This window comes from Olsenella sp. An285 (genome assembly GCF_002159625.1).
Lineage (GTDB): Bacteria > Actinomycetota > Coriobacteriia > Coriobacteriales > Atopobiaceae > Thermophilibacter > Thermophilibacter avicola.
In genome coordinates, this window is record NZ_NFIZ01000020.1 from 1 (window position 1) to 21645 (window position 21645).

Sequence of the window (21645 nt, forward strand, 5' to 3'; positions counted from 1 at the left end):
CCCCGCGACCAGCCCCAGCGCGAGTCGCGAAGCGAGCGAGGAGCGCAGCGACGAGCGCCGAGCAGCTGGGGCTGGTCGCGGGGCGGCTCGGGGCGGCGGCCACACGAACGGAAACCTCCAGCGCCTCTGGAAGCAGGTCGTCGACCAGCTCGTGGCGCAGGCGCCGGCGAAGGGGTCGCTGCTGCTCTCGTCCACGGCGGTCTCCGACGACGGCGAGAAGCTCATGGTGTCGCTGCCCAAGGGCTCGCACTTCGCCGCGCGCATGCTCGAGCGAGGTGACGTCCGCGCGAGCGTGGATCCGGTGGTGACCGCGGCCTTTGGCCCGCGCCAGGTGGTCTACGTCGAGTCCAGCCTCGCGAACAGGGACATCTCGCGCGCGGACAGGGCGGCAGCCCCCGCGCCGGCACCCAGACCGGTGGTCGCGTCCCCTGTTCCCGAGCCCGCTCCGACACCGCAGCCCGCGGCTCCCACTGAGCCCGAGCCCGTCCCCGCCGAGGAGCCCCCCGCCTACCCGATGCCCTGGGACGCTCCCGCGCCCCAGGCGTCCGTGCAGCAGGAGGCGCCGGCTGTGGCCGACGACCAGGTCCCCTACTCCGACGCCGACCTCACCGTCTACGAGGAGACCTACGACCCAGAGTTCGTCGCAGCTCCCCCCTCGACCCCAGCGATGCCGCCGAGCGCGGGACCCGTCGCCGAGCCCCCCGGCCCCGCCGCCGAGGTCTCGCCCAGCGCGAGTCGCGAAGCGAGCGAGGCGTCAGCCGAGCGCCGAGCGGCTGGGGAGACCTCGGACGGCGGCCCCGGGGGGCTCGGCGACGGGCTCACCCCCGAGTTCGCGGACATCGCCTCCATGCTGGCGGAGGCGTTTGGGCAGCCGCTCTCCGTGAGCGTGGAGAGCGCGGTCGCGACCTCTGACGAGGACGCCGCGGCCGAGCTCTCGAGGGAGGGCGACGACCTCTCCGAGATGGGATACACTGACGAGCCCGTCGACGACGAGGACGAAGACTAGCAACCAAGACCAACAGGTACGCGCTTGGCGCACGACGAAAGGAACGACCATGGCCAGGGGATACAACATGGGCGGCATGAACCGCAACCAGATGATGGCGCAGGCCCGCAAGATGCAGGAGCAGCTCATCGCGGCGCAGCAGAAGGCGGCTACCACCGAGGTCAGCGCCAGCGCCGGCGGCGGCGCGGTGAAGGTCACCGCGACGGGCGGCATGCGCCTGACCTCGCTCACCATCGACCCCGACGCCCTCGACCCCGAGGACGTGGAGATGCTCCAGGACATGATTCTCGCCGCCGTGAACGACGTCCTGGAGTCCGCCGAGCAGATGGCGAGCCAGCAGATGAGCGCCATCACCGGCGGCCTCAACATCCCCGGGCTCTTCTAGGGGAGCTCCGATGGACACGGCCATCAACGACGGTCACGCCCTCCAGCGGCTCCTGGACGAGCTGGGAAGGCTTCCGGGAATAGGGCCCAAGTCGGCCCAGAGGATCGCCTACCACCTGCTCGAGGCAGACGCGGAGGAGGCCCGTCGCCTCGCGACCGCCATTCTCGAGGTGAAGCAGCAGGTGCACTTCTGCCCCGTGTGCTTCTCGTATGCCACGCGCGACACCTGCGACGTGTGCTCGGACGGCAGTCGCGACCGTGCCGTGATCTGCGTGGTCTCCGAGCCCCGCGACGTCACCGCCATCGAGCGCACGGGTACCTACCACGGCCTCTACCACGTCCTGGGGGGCGTCATCAGCCCCATGGACAAGGTGGGCCCGGAGCAGCTTCACGTCCGCGAGCTGCTCTCGCGCCTGGCGGACGGCGAGGTGACGGAGATCATCCTCGCCACGAACCCCGACGTCGAGGGGGAGACCACGGCAACGTACCTCGCCCGCGTCATCAGGCCGCTCGGAGTTCGCGTGACGCGTCTCGCGAGTGGGCTTCCCGTGGGCGGGGACCTCGAGTACGCGGACGAGGTGACGCTCGGTCGCGCCATAGAGGCCCGTCGGGAGCTCTAGCAGGGAGGAAGGAAGCGTCCCAATGACCAACGGACACGGAAGGCACGCGGCACGCCAGGAGCCCTCGGGCGCCCCCAAGAGGGCGAGGATCGACCTGGGCCGCATCTCCACCATTCGCGCCGGGCAGGGCGCCAAGGTCACCACGCGCAAGAACGCCTCCGAGGCGGCAGACCGCGCGCGGCACAGTGCCGAGAAGCGCTACTACGAGCGCCACCCCGAGGCCCGCTCCTCCGCGGGCGGCCCGCCGAGGAGCGGCCGGAACGTCGTGCTGCTTGTCGTCGCTGCAATTCTTGCGCTCTGCCTGGTGTTCCTTCTGGGCAGGTGCGTCGCCGGGATCATCGCGCCGGGCGACGACGGGCAGGACTCCCGGCCCGAGCAGACGCTGCGCCCCACGGAGGACGAGCAGGCAGCCATCGACCAGCAGAGCCAGCACGACACCGGCCAGGAGCAGGCTGCTCCCGACGGCTCGGTTTCGTACCGCGGCGACACCTACTCCCTCCAGATGCAGGAGGACGGCCTCTGGGGGCTCGTGCGCACGGGCTCCTCGGGCACCACGGAGACCCTCTTCGAGGTGGAGGGCACGCCGACGGCCCTGCTGCGCAACGTGGACACGATCCTCGTGCCCGAGAACCGCGACGGCGGATGGGACGTGGTCTGCTACGTGATTGGCGGCCACGGGCAGGCGAGCTACGTCATCGACGACACGGGCGCCATGATCCAGGGGTCCGGCGAGATCGAGTCTGCCGAGCTCGAGGGCACCATTCTGCGCGTGACGGACACGACCGGCCAGACGCGCGACATCTCGCTCGTGTAGACCTCGTGTAGGCCAAAGGGGGAGCGGCCAACTTTTTTGAAATCCCCCCTTGCGCGACCGACGGGAGGTATGTAAGAATACTCCTCGCGCAAGGCGAACGGGGTGTTAGCTCAGCTGGTTAGAGCGCCGGCCTGTCACGTCGGAGGTCGAGGGTTCGAGTCCCTTACATCCCGCCATTGCACTGTCTGAGGGGTCCTTTGGGACCCCTTTTTCATGCGCTTACATCGCCCGAACTCCAAAATGCTCATCTCGCGGTATCATATCTCCGTCGATTCCGGACAACAGGGTGGGGAGCTCATGGGGTCCAGCAGCGGGCAGCCAATCACACGGGTCGCCGTCTTTGACTTTGACGGGACCTCCATCAGCGGGCAGTCGGGCGCGCTCTTCACCAGGTACCTCCTGTTCCGTCGTCTCATGTCCCCTCCGAGGGCGCTGAGGCTCATCTGGTGGGGCATACGCTACAAGCTTCACCTGCCGTACAGACAGGACGAGGCGCGCGAGCTCGTCCTGGGCGCCCTCTCCGAGATGAGCGCGCCCGAGGTGGACGAGCTCATGGTGCGCTTTCACGACGAGGTCCTGCGCCCCCGCTACCGGCCCCAGGCCCTCGAGGAGCTGGCGCGCTGCCAGGGAGAGGGCATGGTCGCCCTGCTCGTCTCCGCCACCTTCGACGCCATGGCCGCGCAGGCCGCGCGCATCATGGGCTTCGACGGGTACGCCGCAACGCGCATGGTGCGCGACGCCCAGGGAAACTACACGGGCGCCGTTGACGGCCCGGTGGTGGCGGGTGCCGAGAAGTACCGTGCCGTCGTAAGGTGGTGCGACCAGCACCTGGGCGAGGGGGCCTGGCGTCTTGAGCGGGCCTACGGGGACCACCACACCGACAAGGACCTTCTGTCCCATGCCCGCGTTGCCGTGGCCGTGTGCCCGGGCAAGACGCTGCGCGTGCTCGCGAAGAGGCGCGGCTGGACCATCGCGGACTGGGACGAGTAGGCGCCCGTACGAGGGGGAGGATGCAGTGGAGATATCAAGGAGGACGGACTATGCCCTGCGCATGCTCGCGTCGCTCGTGCTCGATCCGGAGGGCGTCGTCTCGGTGAGGACGGCGGCAAAGGAGAGCGGGGTGCCGTACTCGTTCGCGCGCTCGATTCAGCACGACCTGGCGCTTGCGGGGATCGTCGAGAACACGCGCGGTGCCGCCGGCGGCATGCGCCTCTCGGTTGACCCGCAGGAGGTCACGCTGCTTCAGGTGGTCGAGGCCGTCCAGGGCCCCGTGCTCGTGGCGAGCTGCGAGGCGTCCGGGGACGGCCCCTGCCCGCGCCAGGGGACGTGCCGCTACACCGCGGTCTGGTGCAACGCCGAGCGCCTGCTCCGCTCGTTCTTCTCGTCCGTGACGCTTCACCAGCTCGTTGCCGAGCGCGTCTCCCCCGTCTTCGAGGGGGAGTTCCGCCTTGTCTCGGAGGGCGAGGCACGCGCGGCCGCGCACGTGGTCGCGGAGTCCTAGCCGTGGCGGTCACCGGCGGCCCCGGCCTCGAGCCCGCGCTTTCGCTCCCGGAGTTCCGCTCGCTCGTGCTCGAGCGCGGGCGGGAGCTCTACCGCGACCTTCCCTGGCGTCGCACGCGGGATCCCTATGCCATCTGGATCTCCGAGGTCATGCTCCAGCAGACCCAGACCACGCGCGTGGACGGCCGCTGGCAGCGCTGGCTCGCCCGCTTCCCGTCCGTGGGGGCGCTCGCGGAGGCGGACGCCGCGGACGTGCTCGACGAGTGGCAGGGGCTGGGATACAACCGCAGGGCGCTCGCCCTTCACCGGGCGGCCGGAGCGGTCATGGAGCTGGGCGGGGAGCTGCCAGAGGACGCAAAGAAGCTCGAGGCGCTTCCCGGAATAGGTCCGGCAACCGCTGCGGGCATACGCGCCTTTGCCTTTGACCTGCACTCCGTTTATCTGGAGACCAACGTGCGCTCCGTCTTTCTCCACGAGCTCTTCCCGGGCGAGGAGGGCGTCTCGGACCGGGCGCTCGTTCCCCTTGTGAGCGCGACCTGCCCCGCAGACGCGAGCGACCCCGCTGACGACCCGCGCGCCTGGTACTACGCCCTGCTCGACTACGGCGCGTACCTCAAGCGCACGGTGCCCAACCCAAGCCGCCGCTCGCGCACGCACGCGAGGCAGTCGCGTTTCGAGGGCTCTCACCGCCAGAAGCGCGCCGAGCTGCTGCGCGTTCTCCTTGCGCATCGAGGGGAGCCGGACGGCCTGGGTCTTGCTGCCATTTGCGAAGAGCTTGCAAGCGTTGAGGAGAAAGCGGGTAGAAGGCCGATATGCGCCCCCGAGGTCGAGGCACTCCTGGACGAGCTGTCCCGCGAGGGCTTCTGCCGGCCGGGCGAGGGGGCGTGGCGCGTCTGACATTGGTTCAGCCGTCGGGCGAGGGCCCGGCGCAACAGGAGACGTCCCTCCCGGGGGACAGGAAAGGAGCCCCAATGGCCATCGATTTCGAGAGCTCGCAGACGAAGAAGAACCTCGAGGCAGCCTTCGCCGGCGAGTCCCAGGCCACCAACAAGTACGCCTACTACGCGAGCAAGGCCAAGAAGGAGGGCTACGTCCAGATCTCCAACATCTTCACGGAGACCTCTGGCAACGAGCGCGAGCACGCCAAGCTCTGGTTCAAGTATCTCCACGGCGGCGAGGTGCCCGACACCCTCACCAACATCAAGGACGCCGCCGCGGGCGAGAACTACGAGTGGACCGACATGTACAAGGGCTTCGCGGAGACCGCCGACGCCGAGGGCTTCACGGAGATCGCCGCCAAGTTCCGCATGGTGGGCGAGATCGAGAAGCACCACGAGGAGCGCTACAACAAGCTCGCCGAGCGCGTCGAGAAGGGCGAGGTCTTCGCGCGCGAGGGCGTGAAGGTCTGGAAGTGCCTCAACTGCGGCCACCTTCACGTGGGCGCCGAGGCCCCCGAGGTCTGCCCCGTGTGCAACCACCCCAAGGCCTACTTCGAGGAGCAGGCTCTCAACTACTAGTCGCCTGACCTGATGCGCGGTGGTGGAGGCCCCGAGTTCCACGCGAGGATGCGCTTCGCGAAATCCTCGCTTAGGAACTCGGGGCCTCCCGCGTGCAGGTCGCTCCTTCCCCCCGAAAAAAAAGGCGCTTTGCGAAACCTCCGCTTAGCAGGTCCGGGGAGCCCTCTCACATGTCGCTCCTGCCTCCTGGGGTAAATGAGGCCCTGCTCGCGGAGGATTCGGACGCATTCACGGTTTTTTAATGGACATGGAGGCCCTATCATTGGTACAACATTGACGTTCTGAGCAAGGGGGTTATCCCTGGCGGAACGCCCTGCGCGGAGGGCGTTGGGCACCTGACCCGGAGGAGTGAGACATGGATACTCTCGACAGCACCCTCTACCTGAGCAACGACGATCTTTTCCTGCTCGCTCGCGGAGAGTGGTACCGCAGCTACGAGAAGCTGGGCGCCCACCCCGCAAAGACCGAGGACGGCGCCGAGGGATTCCACTTTGCCGTGTGGGCGCCCGACGTGAAGAGCGTCCACGTGATCGGCGACTTCAACGGCTGGGACGAGACGGCCAATCCGCTCGTCGAGTCCGAGACCGGTCACGTGTGGCAGGGCTTCATTCCCGGCATCGAGGAGGGCGCCCTCTACAAGTACCTGATCGAGACGCCCGAGGGTCAGAAGCTCTACAAGGCGGACCCCTACGGCTTCTACGCCGAGAAGATCCCCGGCACCGCGTCGCGCACCTTTGACATCAACGGCTACGAGTGGGCGGACGGCGCCTACATGAAGTCCCGCGCCAGGCGCGACATGTTCAAGGAGCCCCTCAACATCTTCGAGGTGCACCTGGGCAGCTGGCGCCGTCACGGTGACGAGCCGCAGGGCGAGCCCCGCCCCGACGGCACCTATCCCGGCCCGGGCGATCCCTTCCCCGCTCAGCGCGGCGTCATGTACTCCTACGACGACCTCTCCGTCGAGCTCGTGGAGTACGCCAAGAAGATGGGCTACTCGCACCTGGAGATCATGCCCGTCAACGAGCACCCGTTTGACGGCTCCTGGGGCTATCAGCCCACGGGCTACTATGCCGCCACGGCCCGCTACGGCAACCCCAAGCAGTTCATGCACTTCGTCGACGCCTGCCACGAGGCCGGCATCGGCGTGATCCTCGACTGGGTCCCCGGCGGCTTCTGCGCCGACGCCCAGGGCCTTGCCACGTTCAACGGCAAGATGCTCTACGAGCACAAGATCCACCCCAACTGGAGCACCCACCAGTTCGACTACTCCCGCGGCGAGGTGAGGAGCTTCCTCGTCTCCAACGCGCTCTTCTGGGCCGACCTCTTCCATGCCGACGGCCTGCGCATGGACGGCGTCTCCAGCATGCTGTACATGAACTTCGGCATCGACGACCCCGGTCAGAAGCGCTTCAACGAGAAGGGCACCGAGGAGGACCTCGACGCCTCCGCGTTCATCCGCCAGACCAACTCCGTGATGGGCAAGTTCCACCCGGACGTCATGATGATCGCCGAGGAGTCCACCGCGTGGCCCCTCGTGACCTACCCGCCCGAGGACGGCGGCCTGGGCTTCCACTTCAAGTGGGACATGGGCTGGATGAACGACACCCTGCACTACCTGCAGACGGACTTCCCGTGGCGTCCGGGCAACTACCGCATGCTCACGTTCTCCTCGATGTACCAGTTCAACGAGAACTTCATCCTGCCGCTCTCGCACGACGAGGTCGTCAACGGCAAGTGCTCGCTCATCACGCGCCAGCCCGGTGACTACTGGCGTCAGTTCGCCGGCATGAGGGCGCTCGCGTTCTACCAGATCACGCACCCGGGCGGCAAGCTCAACTTCATGGGCAACGAGATCGCCCAGTTCATCGAGTGGCGCTACTACGAGGGCATCCAGTACTTCCTCTCCGAGCAGTACGACACCCACCGTCACCACCAGCGCTTCGTTCGCGAGCTCAACGGCTTCTACAACGAGCACCCCGCGCTCTGGCAGCGCGCCTTCGCCCCGGAGGGCTTCGAGTGGATCGACGCGGACAACGCCGACCAGTCGATCATCTCCTTCGTGCGCAAGGGCGACAAGCCCGGCGACGAGCTCGTCATCCTCATCAACTTCGACGTCAACGCGCGTGAGAACTTCCGCATGGGCGTTCCCGAGTGGGGCGTCTACGAGGAGCTCTTCAACTCCGACGACGAGCGCTACGGCGGCTCCGGCGTCACCAACACCGGCAAGCTCAAGTGCCAGGACGAGCCCTGGAACGGCCGCGAGCAGTCCGTCGTGGTGCGCGTTCCCCCGCTGGGCGGCATGATCCTCAAGAAGACCGGCACGCTGCGCCGCCCGGCCAAGAAGAAGCCTGCCGCCGAGGGCGCCGCGAAGACCACCACCAGGAAGGCATCGACGGCCTCCAAGTCCGCGACCACCAAGAAGACCACCACGAAGACCGCCGCCAAGAAGACGGCCACCAAGACCGCCGCGACCAAGACCGCGGCAAAGAAGGCCGAGGCCAAGCCGGCCGCCAAGGCCAAAACCACGTCTACGAAGAAGGCGGAGAGCAAGTAGCCGCCCTCTCGTGTAAGTACCCCCGAAGCAAGGAGTCAGTTTGTCTACCACCAAGATTTTCGAGAGCACCGAGGACTTCGTCGAGCAGTACCGCGAGGAGTGCGTCTCGCGCTACGGCACCCCCTTCGAGGAGCTGCCCGAGCAGGAGCGCTACTTTGCCCTTGCCCAGCTCATCGCCAACAAGGGCCGTGCGATCTTCCCGGAGTCCCACGGCAAGGAGGACAAGAAGGTCTACTACTTCTCCCTCGAGTTCCTTCTCGGCCCCCTGCTCGACAACTATCTGATCAACTTTGGCATTCGTGACCTCGTTGCCGACGGCGTCAAGTCCATGGGCGCCAACCTCGAGGACATCTGCCGCCAGGAGGTCGACCCCGGCCTCGGCAACGGCGGCCTCGGCCGTCTTGCGGCCTGCTTCCTGGACTCCATGGCCCACGAGGGCATCGCCGGCTACGGCAACGGCATGCGCTACCGCTACGGCCTCTTCCGCCAGTACATCGAGGGCGGGCGTCAGGTCGAGCGCACGGACAACTGGCTGGCCAACGGCTTCCCGTGGGAGACCCGCAAGGACGGCAGCGCCGTGCTCGTGCGCTTTGGCGGCCAGGTCGTCCGTCACGAGGAGAACGGCCGCTTCTGGTTCACGCAGGAGGGCGGCGAGATCGTCCGCGCCGTGCCGTATGACGTGCCCATCGTGGGCTACGGCGGCAAGACCGTGAACAAGCTGCGCCTGTGGTCCGCCGAGCCCTACGTCGAGGACTTCGACCTCGACGCGTTCAACGCCGGCGACTACGCCCGCGCCAACAAGTTCCGCTCCGACGTCGAGGCCATCTCCACGATCCTCTATCCCAACGACGCCGGCGAGCACGGCCGCATGCTGCGTCTCAAGCAGGAGTACCTCTTCGTCTCCGCGGGCCTGCAGACCATCCTGCGCACCTACGAGCGCGAGTTCGGCCCTGACTGGGAGAACCTCGGCAAGCACGTGTCCATCCACACCAACGACACGCACCCCGCCATGTGCGGCCCCGAGCTCATGCGCCTGCTCGTGGACGAGAAGGGCATGGACTTCAGCGCCGCCTACCAGGTGTGCCTCGAGACCATCTCCTTCACCAACCACACGGTCATGCCCGAGGCCCTGGAGAAGTGGCCCATCAACACGTTCCGCACGCTCCTGCCGCGCCTCTACATGTTCATCGAGGAGGTCGACCGCCGCTACCGCGACAGCCTCTCCGTGAAGCTCTCGCCCAACGACGGCAACTGGACGGACGTCCTGCGCAACACCGCCATCCTCTGGGACGGCCAGGTGCGCATGGCAAACCTCTCCATCATCTTCAGCCACTCGATCAACGGCGTCTCTGCGCTGCACACGCAGATCCTCAAGGACACCGTGTTCCACGAGTTCTACGAGATGGTCCCGCAGCGCTTCAACAACAAGACCAACGGCGTCTCTCCGCGCCGCTTCCTCTGCGAGGCCAACCCCTCCTACTCCAAGCTCATCACCAGCGCCATCGGTGACGGCTGGCTCGATGACGCGATGGAGCTCGAGAAGCTCGTGCCCTTCGAGGACGACGCCTCGTTCCTCGACGGCATGGAGGAGGCCAAGAAGGCCGACAAGGAGCGCCTGGCGGCCTACATCAAGGAGACCTCCGGCGTGGTGCTCGACACCAACACCGTGTTCGACGTCCAGGTCAAGCGCTTCCACGCGTACAAGCGCCAGCTGCTGAACGTCTTCAAGGTGCTCGACATCTACAACCGCATGCTCTCCGACTCGAGCTACAGCCCGCGTCCGACCTCCTTCATCTTCTCCGGCAAGGCTGCCCAGAGCTACACCTTCGCCAAGGAGGTCATCCGCCTCATCAACTCGGTCGCCGACGTCATCAACAATGACGAGCGCGTCAACGACAAGATCAAGGTGGCCTTCGTTCCCAACTTCGCGGTCTCCAACGCGCAGCTCATCTACTCCGCCGCCGAGATCTCCGAGCAGATCAGCGTGGCGGGTGCCGAGGCATCCGGCACGTCCAACATGAAGCTCATGATGAACGCCGCCATCACCCTGGGCACCCTCGACGGCTCCAACGTCGAGATCTCCGAGCTCGTTGGCCCCGAGAACATCAAGATCTTCGGCCTGCACGCCGACGAGGTCGAGGCCCTGCGCGCGAGCGGCCGCTACTACGCGTGGGACCAGTACAACGCCGACCGCGACCACCTCGGCCGCGTCGTCGACATGCTCACCGACGGCAGCCTCGCCCGCCTCTCGGGCAACTTCGAGAGCATCCGCGACTACCTCATGGCGGACAACGACCCCGACCTCGTCCTCCGCGACTTCCACGCCTACGTCCAGGCGTGGGACGAGCTCACCGGCGCCTACGGCGACCGTCGCGCGTGGAACAAGTCGGCCCTGCACAATACCGCCAAGGCCGGATACTTCTCTTCTGACCGAACTATCCGCGAGTACATGGCTGACATCTGGCACATTTAGGTGTACGTACTGGGGGCTTTCGCTCCCTGTGATGGGTTGTCGAAAGGAGTGGGGGTATGAGCAAGAAAGAGTGCATCGCAATGCTCCTGGCGGGAGGTCAGGGCAGCAGGCTCGGTGCGCTGACGAGCAATGTGGCAAAGCCTGCGGTCTCGTTCGGCGGCAAGTTCCGCATCATCGACTTCGCGCTTTCCAACTGCGCGAACTCGGGGATCACCACGGTGGGCGTCCTGACGCAGTACCGTCCGTACCTGCTGCACAGCTACATCGGAACGGGCTCCGCGTGGAACCTCGACGACCGCAACGGCGGCGTCTCCATCCTGCCGCCGTACGCCACCCAGACGGGCGGCGCGTGGTACGAGGGCACGGCCGACGCCGTGACCCAGAACCTGGGCTACATCGAGCAGAACGACCCCGAGTACGTCCTCATTCTCTCGGGCGACCAGCTCTACCGCATGGACTATGACGACATGCTCGCCACCCACAAGAGGAACAACGCCGACCTCACCATCGCCGTCATGCCGGTGCCCTGGGAGGAGGCCTCCCGCTTTGGCATCCTGACCGCCGAGGACGACGGCCGCATCACCAAGTTCACCGAGAAGCCCAAGCAGCCCGATTCGAACCTCGCCTCCATGGGCATCTACATCTTCAACGCCGACCTTCTCGTCGAGACGCTGAAGGAGGACGCCAACGACAAGAACTCCAGCCACGACTTCGGCGGCGACATCATCCCCAAGCTGCTGGGCGACGGCAAGCGCCTCTTCACCTACAAGTTCGAGGGCTTCTGGCGCGACGTCGGCACCATCTCCAGCTACCACGAGACGAGCATGGACCTTCTTGGCCCCAACCCGGACTTCGACATCTTCAGCACCACGTTCCCCATCATGAGCAACTCCTCCACGCGCCCGCCGGCGTTCGTGGGCAAGGACGGCAACATCGACGACTGCCTGATCGCCAACGGCTGCCAGGTCCTGGGAAGCGTCAAGCACTCGATCCTCTCGACCGACGCCTACGTGGGCGAGCGCGCCACCGTCGTTGACTCGGTGCTGCTCCCCGGCGCGAAGGTCAAGGACGGCGCCCGCGTGGTTCGCGCCATCCTCGGCGAGAACTCCGTGGTTGAGGAGAACGTCAGCGTCGGCAGCGTCGACACCACGAAGGACACCGCCGTCATCGGCAACGACGTGGTTGTCGGGAAGGGGGAGAACTAACCATGGAAAAGGTCATCGGCCTTGTTACCTGCAACTACTCCGCCAAGGAGTCGAGCCCTCTCAACGAGAGCCGCCCGATGGCGTCGCTGCCGTACTTCGGCCGCTTCCGCCTGGTTGACTTCGCGATGTCCAACTTCGTGAACTGCGGCATCCGCACCATGGGCATCGTCATGCCGTACAACTACCGCTCCATCATCGACCACGTGGGCTCCGGCAAGGAGTGGGGTCTCGACCGCAAGAACGGCGGCCTGTTCATCCTTCCCGGCTCCGCCTTCGGCACCTCCCGCACCGGCGCCCGCTTCCTGCTGCGCGACCTCGTGCACAACAAGGTCTACTTCACCCGCAGCACCTCCGACGCCGTGTTCTTCTCGACGGCCAACTTCGTGTACAACGTCGACCTCGACAAGGTCTACGAGGCCCACAAGGCCTCCGGCGCCGACGTCACCGTCCTCACCAAGACGGCCTCCGAGAAGGACGCGGACGTGACCGCGTTCGACGTCGAGGACGGCCGCGTCTGCGGCGTCCACCATGGCACCACCTTTGGCGAGACCATGTTCCTCGACTGCTTCGTCATCAACCGTCAGCTGCTCCTCGACATGTTCGACTGGTACGCGGCGACGGACTACCTCGACCTCTTCGAGGCCATGGCTGGCGACTTTGGTCGCGTCAACGTGCGCACCTACGACTTCGACGGCTACGTCGCGCCCGTCTTCAACAAGCGCGCCTACTTCCGCGCCAACATGGACGTGCTCGATCCCAAGGTCGCGGCCGAGCTCTTCCCGAGCGACCGCCCGATCCTCACCAAGGCGCACGACACGCCCCCCGCGAAGTTCGAGATCGGCAGCCGCGTCTGCAACTCCGCCGCCTCCTCGGGCGACCGCATCTACGGCAGCGTGAGCGACTCCATCCTGGGCCGCAACGTCATCATCGAGGCAGGCGCGACGGTTCGCAACTCCATCGTCATGCAGGGCTGCGTCGTCAAGAGCGGTGCCCGCGTGGAGAACGCCATCGTGGACCGCGGCAACGTCGTCCCCGCCGGGACCGAGCTCAGGGGCACCCCTGAGGACGTCCTGATCAAGGAAAAGGCTCATTAGTCAACGAGGAGACCACCGTGCCAACCAATGCCAAGCGCAGGAAGTTGAGGGTGCTCTTCGCGTCCTCTGAGGCCGTCCCGTTTGCCAAGACGGGCGGCCTCGGGGACGTCGCCGGATCCCTCCCCCGCGCTCTCAAGCACGCCGGCGCGCGCGTCGCCGTTATCCTGCCCAAGTACTCCAGCATCCCGCAGGAGTACAAGGACCAGATGAAGCACGTCACGGACTTCTACGTCCCGCTCGCCTGGCGCAACGAGTACTGCGGCATCGAGAAGCTCTCGCTGCAGGACCTCGACTTCTACTTCATCGACAACGAGGCCTACTTCAAGCGCGACGGCCTCTACGGCTACTTTGACGACGGCGAGCGCTTCGCGTTCTTCTCCAAGGCCATCTGCGAGGCCATCGCCAAGGTGCCCGAGCTCGAGTGCGACGTCCTGCACTGCAATGACTGGCAGACCGCGCTGTGCTGCGTGTTCCTGCGCGAGTTCTACCAGCAGGTCCCGCAGTGCGCCAACGTGAAGACCGTCTTCACGATCCACAACGTCAAGTTCCAGGGCCAGTACAGCGACAAGATGCTCGAGGAGGTCCTCGGCCTCGCCCACATCCCGGCGGCACGCGACCAGCTCTACTGCGACGCCAACTCCATCAACTTCATGAAGGGCGCCCTGCTCTATACGGACTACCTCACCACGGTGAGCCCGAGCTACGCCTACGAGCTGCAGATGCCGTTCTTTGGCGAGGGCCTCGACGACATCTTCCGCCGCCGCCAGGACTCGCTGCGCGGCATCCTCAACGGCATCGACCAGACCATCTGGAACCCCGCCACCGACCCGATGATCCCGGCGAACTACTCGCCCGCGGACCTCGCCAACAAGGCCGAGTGCAAGCGCGCCCTCCAGGAGGAGCTGGGCCTCGCCCAGGATCCCACGCGCCCGCTCGTGGTCTCCATCGGTCGCCTGACGGACCAGAAGGGTCTCGGCCTCGTGCGCTACGCGATGGAGCACCTCATGCAGCGCGGCGTCCAGGTTGCCATCCTGGGCACCGGCGACAAGGACCACGAGGACGCCTTCCGCTACTTCGATGCCAAGTACCCGGACCAGATGTGCGCGCGCATCGCGTTTGACAACGCGCTCTCCCACCGGATGTACGCCGGCGGCGACCTGCTCCTCATGCCCTCCGAGTTTGAGCCCTGCGGTCTCTCCCAGATGATCGCCATGCGCTACGGCACGCTTCCCGTCGTGCGCGAGACCGGCGGCCTGCGCGACTCCGTGACGCCGTTCAACAAGTATACCGGCGAGGGCACGGGCTTCTCGTTCGCCAACATGAACGCCGACGAGATGGCCGACACCCTCCTCGGCGCGTGCGAGATCTTCTGGACTGACAGCGACACTTGGACTAACCTGATGCACCAGGCCATGGACACAGACTTCAGCTGGCGCCGGGCCGCGAACGACTACATGGACATCTACCATGGTCTTCACCCGGAGATCATCAGGTATAACAAGCGGAGAGATAGGTAGCATTTGAAGGCTCGTCACGTTACCTCCGACCTGGAGTTTAGAAGTCCTTTCGGCGCCGTCCAGCTGGGCGGCGCCGTCACTCTGAGCATCAACGTTTGGGACGAGGAGGTCGTCTTCTGCAACCTGCGCGTCTGGACGGACGCGCACGGCGAGGAGCTCCTTGAGATGCGCGGAGTGGACATGGGGGGCTACCTGCGCTTCTCGGTCGAGTACCGCCCGCGCGAGACCGGCGTGGTGTGGTACAGCTTTGACATCGAGGCCAAGGACGGCTCGGTGTGGCGCTACGGCGCCAAGGGCAACGGATGGACCACGGGCGAGGGCGCCTTTGCCTACGGCGACCCGCCCTCGTTCCAGATCACGGTCTACCGCCCGCGCAAGAAGCAGCCCACGTGGTATCGCGAGGGCATCGTCTACCAGATCTTCCCGGACCGCTTCGCGCGCGGCGAGGATTGGCGCGAGCGCGCCGCGACCTCGCTGGCAATCAAGCGCAAGGGCGGCCCGGCCCGCGAGATCGTGGAGGACTGGGACGCGCCGGTGACCTACCGCAGGACCGAGGACGGCGGCATCGCCAGCTGGGGCTTCTACGGCGGCACCCTCGAGGGCATCCGGGAGAACCTCGAGTACCTCGAGGACCTGGGCGTCACCGTGCTCTACCTCAACCCCATCTTCGAGGCGGCGAGCAACCACCGCTACGACACCGCGGACTACCTCAGGATCGACCCCATGCTGGGCGACGAGCAGAGCTTCCGCGAGCTCTGCGTAGACGCCGCCGAGCGCGGCGTCTCCGTCATCCTGGACGGCGTCTTCAACCACTGCGGGGCGGACTCGCGTTACTTCAACCGCTTTGGCACCTACAAGGAGCCCGGCGCGTGGCAGGGCGACGCCTCGCCGTACCGCGACTGGTTCACTTTTAACGACGACGGAACCTACGCGGGCTGGTGGGGAGACCAGAACCTCCCGAGCATCCGCTCGGGCTGCGAGGACTTCCACGAGCTCGTCTGCGGCCGCTCCGGCGTCATCCGCACCTGGCTCCGCTCCGGGGCGCGCGGCTGGCGCCTCGACGTGGCCGACGAGCTCACGGACGAGTTCATCGAGGAGATCAAGCGAGCTCTTCTCGTCGAGAAGCCCGACGGCGTGCTCATCGGCGAGGTCTGGGAGGACGCCTCCAACAAGGAGGCCTACGGCAGGCTGCGCCACTACTTCCAGGGCAAGGAGCTCGACGGCACGATGAACTACCCCGTGCGCACGGCGCTTCTGGGGTACCTCCGCAACGAGATTCCCGCCGGCGAGGTTGCCGCCCGCCTGCAGCAGCTGCGCGAGAACTACCCGCCCGACAACTTCTACTCCGCCCTCAACCTCCTGGGCAGCCACGACCGCGAGCGCCTCTTCACCATGCTGGGCGGCGCCCCCTGGCCCGACGGCATGTCAGATGAGGAGTGCCGCGACTACCGCCTCTCCCCGGAGCAGGCGGGGCTCGCCACGGCGCGCCTCTGGGTGATCGCCCTCCTGCAGATGACGCTCCCCGGCGTCCCCTGCATCTACTACGGCGACGAGCGCGGGCTCGAGGGCTTCCGTGACCCCTACAACCGCGGGACCTTCCCATGGAACGGGGGCAGGGCGGACTGCGCCACGGTCTACCGCAACGCCATCGCCGTCCGCAAGACGCTTCCCGTGCTCGTCGACGGCGACTTCGAGCCCTTTGCGTACGGGGATGACGTCCTCGGCTTCTGGCGCCGCGGCGAGTCCTCGAGCGTGTGCGTGCTCGTGAACGCGAGCCTCTCCGAGGCCCACACGGTGCGCGTGCCGCTGAGGGGCGAGGTCTGCTCGGACGTCATCTCCGGGCAGGTGCCCAAGGTCTCCGGTGGTCAGGCGGAGGTCTTCCTCTGGCCGCTGGGCACCACGGTCCTGCTCTTCCACGACCGCGTGACCCTGCAGCAGCCCATGGAGCGCGGCATGGGCGTGCTCTGCCACATCACCTCGATCCCCAACGAGGACGGTCCCGGCACGCTCGGTGCCCCGGCCCGCCGCTTCGTGGACTGGCTCGCGGACAACGGTCAGACCTACTGGCAGGTCCTGCCCGTCAACCCCACGGATGAGTACGGCTCCCCGTACGCCGGCCTCTCGGCCTTTGCGGGCAACACCTCGCTGCTCGAGCACGGTGAGGTGGAGACGCTCAAGTCCCTCGAGAAGATCGGCACCTCCAAGGACTACCTCGAGTTCTGTGCGGAGAACGACTACTGGCTCACGCCGTACGCTACCTTCCGCGCCCTCAAGGACCTGCTCGACGACGCGCCGTGGCAGACGTGGCCCGCGCGCTACCGCAACTTCGGGAGCCGCCGCGTGATCAATCCGCGCGTGGCCGCCGGCATAGAGAACCAGAAGCGCCTGCAGTACGCCTTCAGCCGCGAGTGGAACGACCTTCTCGACTACGCGCACGGGCGTGGGATTCAGATCATCGGCGACATGCCCATGTACGTCTCCGCGGACTCCGCCGACGTCTGGAGCGAGCCGGACATCTTCGACCTGGACGAGACCGGACACGCCCGCAGGATGGCCGGCGCCCCCGGAGACGCGTTTGCGCCCGAGGGGCAGGTCTGGGGCAACCCCACCTATCGCTGGGACGTCCTGCGCGAGCAGAACTTCGGCTGGTGGCTCCGCAGGTTCAGCCGCGCGCTCGCCCTCTATGACGTGGTGCGCCTGGACCACTTCATCGGCTTCTCCTCGTTCTACAGCGTTCCCGCGGGGCATCCCGCGACGGACGGCTCCTACGCCTTCGGCCCGGGGGTCGAGCTCTTCAGGGCCGCGTACGAGCAGTTTGGCCCGCTGCCCTTCATCGCCGAGGACCTCGGCGTCATCACGCCGGCGGTGCGCGCGCTCGTGAGCTCCACGGGCATTCCCGGCATGGACGTCGCGCAGTTTGCGGACAACGACGTCCGCGAGGGTTACGAGGCGCGCCCCAACACGGTGGCCTACACGGGCACGCACGACAACCAGACGCTGATCGGCTTCTGCGAGAGCCGCTACGGCCTCGAGGGCGAGGCCGCCCGCGAGGCCGCCGACGGCATCTGCCGCCGCGTCCTGCGCTCTGGCGCCGACCTTGCGGTCGTGCCGCTGCAGGACGTCCTCGAGCTGGATGACGACGCCCGCATGAACGTCCCGGGTCGCGCCGGCGGCTGGGCGTGGCAGGCCGAGTGGGCCGACGTCGACGCCGCGGCCGAGCGCCTGGCCTCGCTCGCGGCGGAGCGCGCGAAGAGGTAGCGCCGGCCTTCGGTCTTGGGTTCTGCCGGACGTTCTTCTCGTCAAGAACGTCCGGGAGCGCCCAAGACCGGCGCGGGATTCCCTCGCACCGGCACCCGCACCGGGCCCGGGCCAAGAAGAACCTGTGAGCCCCACGTCCTCCCGCTACAATAGCCGAGAAGAACCAACCATCGCGCACCGACCTCGAGTCCGAGGCCGGCGCGTTTCGCTGTAGAGGAAGCCCATGCTCATCGACCGCGTCTCACGTCAGCTGCTCTCCGCTCCGGAGCTCGCCCCGCTCGTGCGGGAGCTCCGTGCCGGAAACGACGCCACGCTCGCCGTGGCACAGTCCGCTCGGCCGCTCGTGCTGGCCGCGCTCTGGGCGGCGTGCCCGCGCCCGTGCCTCGTGGTGGTCCCGGGCGAGGAGGCCGCGGACCGCATGGCGCGCTCGCTCGCGGCGTGGCTCGGCCAGGACGCGGTCTGCCGCTACCCCGAGCGTCGCGACCGCCCGTGGTCGGATGCGGCGCCGGACGACGCCGTCATCGGCGCCCGCTGCCGCGCGGTGGCGCGCCTGGCCTCCGGCGAGACGTGCGTCGTCGTGGCCTCCGGGCACGCGCTGCTCCGCCGCGTTCCGCCCAAGGGGAGCGGCTACTTTGCCTCGAGCACCTTCTCCGTGGGGGAGGAGGTCCCCTTTGAGGACGTGCCGGCGCTGCTCGTGGGCATGGGCTACTCGGACGCGGGCGAGGTCGATGCCCCCGGCACCTTCCACGTGCACGGCGACTCCGTGGACGTGTACCCCGCGCAGGCCACGAGCCCCGTGCGCATCGAGTTCTTTGGCGACGAGATCGACCGCGTCCGCCGCATGGTTGCCTCCACCGGCCAGACGATCGGCGAGCTGGACTCCGTGACGGTCTCCCCCTGCCGGGAGATGGCCTATACCGATCAGACCGTCGCCCGTGCCGAGCGCGCGCTCTTCAAGGCGTCGCAGGAGAGCAGCAAGGTGGCCGCCGACCTCGAGCTCATTCGCAGCCATGCGGCGGACGCGAGCCTCGAGCGCTACCTGCCCGCGCTCTACGGGACAACCGCGTCCCCGCTCGAGCACATCAGCCAGGATGCCCTGGTGGTGCTCGCGGAGCCGCGCGCCCTCTTCGACGACTGCCAGCGTGCCTACGGCGAGCTCGAGGTTGCCGCGAACTCCGCCCACGTCTCCCTCGAGGGGCTCTACGCGTCGCCGCGCGAGATGGACTTTGGCAGCCAGCAGCGCCTGTCCTTCTCGTCCATCCTGAGGGCGGGGTCGGGCGCCGCCACGACCGAGCTCAACGTGCGCCAGCCGCAGATCGCCGGCTCGGACGCCAAGCTCCTGGGCCGCGTGCGCCAGCTCGTGGCGGACCGCGCCGCCGTGCTCTTTGCGGTGCCGGACCGAGCCGCCCGCGAGTCGCTGGAGCTGCGCTTCACCGACGAGTCCATCCCCGTGGTCGAGTCCCTGGGCACCTCTGCGGAGAACAACGACCCGGAGGTCCCGCCCCTCGAGCGCGGGCGCGTCACCTTCATCGACGCCCCCGTGCCCGCCGGCATCGTGATTCCCACCGCGGCGCTCGCGGTCTTCTCGGTCTCCGACCTCACGGCCCGCACTGCCAAGGCGCGCCGCCGCGCCCGTCGCGTTGACCCCACGAGCGTGACCTTTCCCTTCAAGCCGGGGGACTACGTCGTCCACGCCACGCACGGCATCGCGCTCTTCTCCCAGATCGTGCGCCAGGAGGTGGCTGGGCGCGAGCGCGACTACTTCCTCCTGGAGTACGCGGGCGGCGACAAGCTCTTCGTGCCCTTCGAGCAGGTCGACCGCATCACGCGCTACGTTGGCCCGGACGGCAGCAGCCCGCGCCTCACGCGCCTCAACACGGCGGACTGGTCCCGCGCCACGGGCAAGGCCCGGCGCTCCGCGAAGAAGCTCGCCTTCGACCTCGTGGACCTCTACACGCGGCGCAGCTCCGTGCCTGGCTACGCCTTCTCGCAGGACACGCCCGTCCAGGAGGAGATGGAGGCGAGCTTTAGCTACGAGCTCACGCCGGACCAGCGCTCCGCCATCGCCGACATCAAGGCGGACATGGAGGCCCGGCGCCCCATGGACCGCCTGCTCTGCGGCGACGTGGGCTTTGGCAAGACGGAGGTGGCGCTGCGGGCGGCGTTCAAGTGCTGTCAGGACGCCAAGCAGGTCATGGTGCTCTGCCCCACCACCATCTTGGCGCAGCAGCACTTCGAGACGTTCTTCTCGCGCTTTGCACCCTTTGACCTCAAGGTGGCGGTGCTCAGCCGCTTTGTGACCCCCTCGCGCCAGAGGAAGGCGCTCGAGGGCTTTGCGGACGGCTCGGTGGACGTGCTCATTGGCACGCACCGCCTGCTCTCCGCCGACGTCAACCCCTACGACCTGGGGCTCGTTATCATAGACGAGGAGCAGCGCTTTGGCGTGCAGCACAAGGAGCAGCTCAAGAACATGCGCGAGCAGGTGGACGTGCTCACGCTCTCGGCCACGCCCATCCCGCGCACGATGCAGATGGCCATGAGCGGCGTTCGTGACATGAGCCTCATCATGACGCCGCCGCCCGGGCGCCTTCCGGTCAAGGTCACGGTGGGGGAGTTCGACCCGGACGTCGTCTCCGCCGCCATCCGCGAGGAGCTGGCGCGCAAGGGTCAGGTCTACTACGTCTCCAACCGCGTGCACACCATTGACGACGCCGTGGAACGCGTGATGGAGGCCGCGCCCGAGGCCCGCGTGGGCGTGGCGCACGGCAAGATGAGCGCGCGCGAGGTCGAGGACGTGATGCTGCGCTTTGCCGAGCATGAGATCGACGTCCTGGTGGCCACCACGATCATCGAGAGCGGCATCGACAACCCGCGCACCAACACCCTCATCATCGAGGACTCGCAGCGGCTTGGCCTGGCGCAGCTCTACCAGCTCAAGGGACGCGTGGGTCGCGGGCGCGTGCAGGCCTACGCCTACTTCATGTTCCCGGGCGAGGTCTCGCTCACGCCCGAGGCCACCGACCGCCTCACCGCCATCAACGAGTACCAGGACCTGGGCAGCGGCATGAAGATCGCGATGCGCGACCTCGAGATTCGCGGCGCGGGCTCGCTCATGGGGGCGGAGCAGCACGGCAACCTCTCGAGCGTGGGCTTTGACCTCTTCACGCAGATGCTCGGCGAGGCCGTGGCCGAGGCGCGCGGCGAGACCCGCGAGGTGGAGCAGGCAGAGGTCACCATCAACCTCCCGGCCGACTTCTTCCTGGCGGAGGAGTACCTGCCGGACGTGGACAAGCGCGTGCTTGCCTACCGGCGCCTTGCCGCTGCGGTGGACCTGGCGGAAATCGACGCCCTGCAGGAGGAGTGCGAGAAGGGCTACGGCGCGCTGCCGCTTGCCGGGCGCAACCTCTTCGACCGCGCCCGCGTGCGCATTCGCGCGCAGCGTCTGGGGTGCGCGAGCGTCTCGCTTGCGAACGGGCGCCTGGTCTACCAGGGACTCGAGGTCGCGCGCCCGGTGGCGCTCAAGCTCAAGGAGCGCGGCGCGCTGGTGTACCCCAAGACGCACAAGGTGGCCTACCCGTTCCACCGCAGCGAGGAGGAGGTCATGCCGGCAGCGCTCGGCGTGCTCGAGGAGGTCGGCGGCGACGACGAGGTGGACGAGTAGCGGCAGCCCCGGCTCCGCGCCCGCTCCGCCCCCCGCTCCCGC

The 21645-nt window shown here is 67.4% G+C and carries 14 protein-coding genes, 1 tRNA gene and 1 pseudogene; all 16 read left to right on the forward strand.

Annotated elements, in window-relative coordinates:
- Positions 1 to 1006 (forward strand): annotated as a pseudogene (locus tag B5F79_RS11030) (hypothetical protein); the annotation flags it as partial.
- Between the two features lie 49 nt (positions 1007 to 1055).
- Positions 1056 to 1391 (forward strand): YbaB/EbfC family nucleoid-associated protein, encoded by a 336-nt coding sequence (locus B5F79_RS10285; protein ID WP_241147319.1) that lies wholly within the window; start codon positions 1056 to 1058, stop codon positions 1389 to 1391.
- Between the two features lie 10 nt (positions 1392 to 1401).
- Positions 1402 to 2010: a recombination mediator RecR gene (recR, locus tag B5F79_RS10290; RefSeq protein WP_087221232.1), complete on the forward strand. Its 609-nt coding sequence runs from the start codon at positions 1402 to 1404 to the stop codon at positions 2008 to 2010.
- Positions 2011 to 2032: 22 nt separating this feature from the next.
- Positions 2033 to 2824: a hypothetical protein gene (locus B5F79_RS10295; protein ID WP_087221235.1), complete on the forward strand. Its 792-nt coding sequence runs from the start codon at positions 2033 to 2035 to the stop codon at positions 2822 to 2824.
- A 99-nt stretch (positions 2825 to 2923) separates the two neighbouring features.
- Positions 2924 to 3000, forward strand: a tRNA-Asp gene (locus tag B5F79_RS10300).
- A gap of 121 nt (positions 3001 to 3121) precedes the next feature.
- A complete protein-coding gene (locus tag B5F79_RS10305; protein WP_087221238.1) occupies positions 3122 to 3814 on the forward strand; it encodes an HAD family hydrolase in 693 nt (230 codons plus the stop codon).
- A 25-nt stretch (positions 3815 to 3839) separates the two neighbouring features.
- Positions 3840 to 4325, forward strand: a complete 486-nt coding sequence (locus B5F79_RS10310; RefSeq protein WP_087221241.1) for an RrF2 family transcriptional regulator — start codon at positions 3840 to 3842, stop codon at positions 4323 to 4325.
- 2 nt (positions 4326 to 4327) lie between these two features.
- Complete coding sequence (locus B5F79_RS10315; RefSeq protein ID WP_206391120.1) at positions 4328 to 5221, forward strand: adenine glycosylase; 894 nt, start codon at positions 4328 to 4330, stop codon at positions 5219 to 5221.
- 74 nt (positions 5222 to 5295) lie between these two features.
- Positions 5296 to 5841 (forward strand): rubrerythrin, encoded by a 546-nt coding sequence (gene rbr / locus B5F79_RS10320; RefSeq protein ID WP_164484282.1) that lies wholly within the window; start codon positions 5296 to 5298, stop codon positions 5839 to 5841.
- Between the two features lie 355 nt (positions 5842 to 6196).
- Positions 6197 to 8395 carry a 1,4-alpha-glucan branching protein GlgB gene (glgB, locus tag B5F79_RS10325; RefSeq protein WP_087221244.1) on the forward strand — a complete coding sequence of 733 codons (2199 nt, stop codon included), beginning with the start codon at positions 6197 to 6199 and terminating at the stop codon, positions 8393 to 8395.
- Positions 8396 to 8435: 40 nt separating this feature from the next.
- Complete coding sequence (locus B5F79_RS10330; RefSeq protein WP_087221247.1) at positions 8436 to 10868, forward strand: glycogen/starch/alpha-glucan phosphorylase; 2433 nt, start codon at positions 8436 to 8438, stop codon at positions 10866 to 10868.
- A 56-nt stretch (positions 10869 to 10924) separates the two neighbouring features.
- On the forward strand, positions 10925 to 12073 hold the full coding sequence (locus tag B5F79_RS10335; RefSeq protein ID WP_087221250.1) for a glucose-1-phosphate adenylyltransferase: 1149 nt from the start codon (positions 10925 to 10927) through the stop codon (positions 12071 to 12073).
- A gap of 2 nt (positions 12074 to 12075) precedes the next feature.
- Entirely contained in the window at positions 12076 to 13167 is a 1092-nt protein-coding gene (gene glgD / locus B5F79_RS10340) for a glucose-1-phosphate adenylyltransferase subunit GlgD (RefSeq protein WP_087221253.1), read from the forward strand.
- A gap of 17 nt (positions 13168 to 13184) precedes the next feature.
- Positions 13185 to 14684: a glycogen synthase GlgA gene (gene glgA, locus B5F79_RS10345; RefSeq protein WP_143786293.1), complete on the forward strand. Its 1500-nt coding sequence runs from the start codon at positions 13185 to 13187 to the stop codon at positions 14682 to 14684.
- Positions 14685 to 14687: 3 nt separating this feature from the next.
- On the forward strand, positions 14688 to 17942 hold the full coding sequence (locus tag B5F79_RS10350) for a 4-alpha-glucanotransferase (RefSeq protein ID WP_087221259.1): 3255 nt from the start codon (positions 14688 to 14690) through the stop codon (positions 17940 to 17942).
- A 223-nt stretch (positions 17943 to 18165) separates the two neighbouring features.
- Positions 18166 to 21603, forward strand: a complete 3438-nt coding sequence (gene mfd / locus B5F79_RS10355) for a transcription-repair coupling factor (protein ID WP_087221262.1) — start codon at positions 18166 to 18168, stop codon at positions 21601 to 21603.
- Positions 21604 to 21645: the final 42 nt, after the last annotated feature.